The sequence below is a fragment of the Nakamurella sp. genome, assembly GCF_048594475.1.
Lineage (GTDB): Bacteria > Actinomycetota > Actinomycetes > Mycobacteriales > Nakamurellaceae > Nakamurella.
This window is the reverse complement of record NZ_JBMDXT010000130.1, coordinates 1-1,960: the sequence shown is the minus strand read 5'-3', so window position 1 is coordinate 1,960 and position 1,960 is coordinate 1. Positions and strand designations below refer to the sequence as shown.

Below are 1,960 nucleotides of genomic sequence, written 5' to 3'. Positions count from 1 at the left end.
GCGGCCCCCGGACCGGTCGTCGGCACGGCGTTCGCGCCGGCCACCCGGCGCACGCCGGCCCGCCTGTTCTGGCTGCGGCACGCGGCCACCTCGGCCGGCTCGATCGGGCTGGACGCCGGCGCCGTGACCGCGGTCGTCCGGCGCCGCAAGTCGCTGCTCCCGGCCGGCATCACCCACTTCTTCGGCGACTTCGAGTCCGGCGACGTGGTCGACCTGCTGGCGCCGACCGGCGAGGTCGTGGCCCGCGGGTTCGTCGGGCACGACGCCGGCGAGCTGCCCGGGATGATCGGCCGATCGCTGGCCGATCTGCCCCCGCAGCAGCGCCATCCGGTCGTGCACGCGGACGACCTGGTCGCCGTGTCGCCAACTATGGTCGATCCAGCAGTTCCCCCGCCCAGCGAAGGGTCCGAGCATGTCCATCCTTGAGCACCCGGTCGCCCCGTCCGAGAGCGCCGCTCCCGCCGCACCGGCGGCCCGCCGGCAGACCACGTCCGCGACCCGGGACGAGGTCCTGGCGTCGGCGCGGCGCTCCCGGGCCGCGGCGGCCGAGCTGGCCGTGCTCACCCGCGCGGCCAAGGACGCGGCCCTGCGGGCGATGGCCGACGCGCTGCTGGACCGGCGGGACGAGATCCTGGCCGCCAACGAGCTGGACGTCGCCGCCGCCGAGGCCGCCTCGACGCCCGCCTCGCTGGTGGACCGCCTGCGGTTGACCGTGTCCCGGGTCGAGGCGATGGCCGGCGGCCTGCGCGAGCTGGCCGGGCTGCCGGACCCGGTGGGCACCGTCGTGCGCGGGTCGGTGCTGCCCAACGGGCTGCGCCTGGATCAGGTGCGGGTGCCGATGGGGGTCGTCGCGATCATCTACGAGGCGCGGCCGAACGTCACGGTGGACGCCGCCGGCATCGCGCTCAAGGCCGGCAACGCGGCGCTGCTGCGGGGGTCGGCGTCGGCCTACGAGTCGAACCGGGTGCTGGTGGACATCCTGTCCGCGAGCGCCGCCGCGGCCGGGCTGCCCGCCGACGCCGTGCAGCTCGTGCCCGGCACCGACCGGGAGTCGGTCACCCACCTGATGACCGCGCGCGGCCTGGTCGACGTGATCATCCCGCGGGGCGGCGCCGGCCTCATCCAGGCCGTGGTCAACGGCTCGACGGTGCCGGTCATCGAGACGGGCGTCGGCAACTGCCACGTCTACGTCGACGCCGACGCCGACCACACGATGGCCCTGCAGATCCTGGTGAACTCCAAGGCCCGCCGCCCCTCGGTGTGCAACGCCGCCGAGACGCTGCTGGTGCACGCCGACGCGGCCGCCGCGTTCGTCCCGGCGGCGGTGGCCGCGCTGCGGGAGGCCGGGGTGGTCGTGCACGCCGACGACACCGTGCGCGAGCTGGTCGGCGACGTCCCCGGGGTGGTGCCGGCGACGGACGAGGACTACGACACCGAGTACCTGTCCCTGGACATCGCGGCCAAGGTGGTTCCGGACATCGACGCGGCGATCGAGCACATCGGCGCCCACGGCACCGGGCACACCGAGGCCATCGTGACCTCGTCGCTGGCCGCGGCCCAGCGTTTCACCGCCCGGGTCGACGCCGCCGCGGTGATGGTCAACGCCTCCACCGCGTTCACCGACGGCGGGGAGTTCGGCTTCGGGGCCGAGATCGGGATCTCCACCCAGAAGCTGCACGCCCGTGGCCCGATGGGGCTGGCCGAGCTGACCAGCACCAAGTTCGTGGTCACCGGCACCGGCCAGATCCGGTCGGCGTCATGAGGTCTGGTCAGACGAAACGCCGGGCTGGATGACGGCGCCGGGCCGCCGGGTCGGGGTGATGGGCGGCACCTTCGACCCCATCCACCACGGGCATCTGGTCGCGGCATCGGAGGTGGCGCACCAGTTCTCGCTGGACGAGGTCGTGTTCGTGCCGACCGGCAACCCGTGGCAGAAGGCGGGGGAGAGCGGCGCCGAGCA

At 74.7% G+C, this 1,960-nt stretch carries 3 protein-coding genes; all 3 read left to right on the top strand.

The genetic code is table 11. The features are described from left to right. On the top strand, positions 1-426 hold a 426-nt coding region (locus ACOJUF_RS06675), incomplete at its 5' end, for a PUA domain-containing protein (RefSeq protein WP_420121079.1). Then, the gene (locus ACOJUF_RS06670; RefSeq protein ID WP_420121078.1) at positions 413-1,762 is read left to right on the top strand and encodes a glutamate-5-semialdehyde dehydrogenase; all 1,350 of its coding nucleotides are present in this window, start codon (positions 413-415) and stop codon (positions 1,760-1,762) included. The genes ACOJUF_RS06675 and ACOJUF_RS06670, both read left to right, overlap by 14 nt. Positions 1,763-1,790: 28 nt before the next feature. Next, positions 1,791-1,960, top strand: a 170-nt coding sequence (locus ACOJUF_RS06665) for a nicotinate-nicotinamide nucleotide adenylyltransferase (RefSeq protein WP_420121080.1), incomplete at its 3' end; no start/stop codon positions are given.

Excerpts from the sequence above, each read along its gene's own strand:
- ACOJUF_RS06670 (WP_420121078.1), top strand. The coding sequence starts at position 413 with ATGTCCATCCTTGAGCACCCGGTCGCCCCGTCCGAGAGCGCCGCTCCC.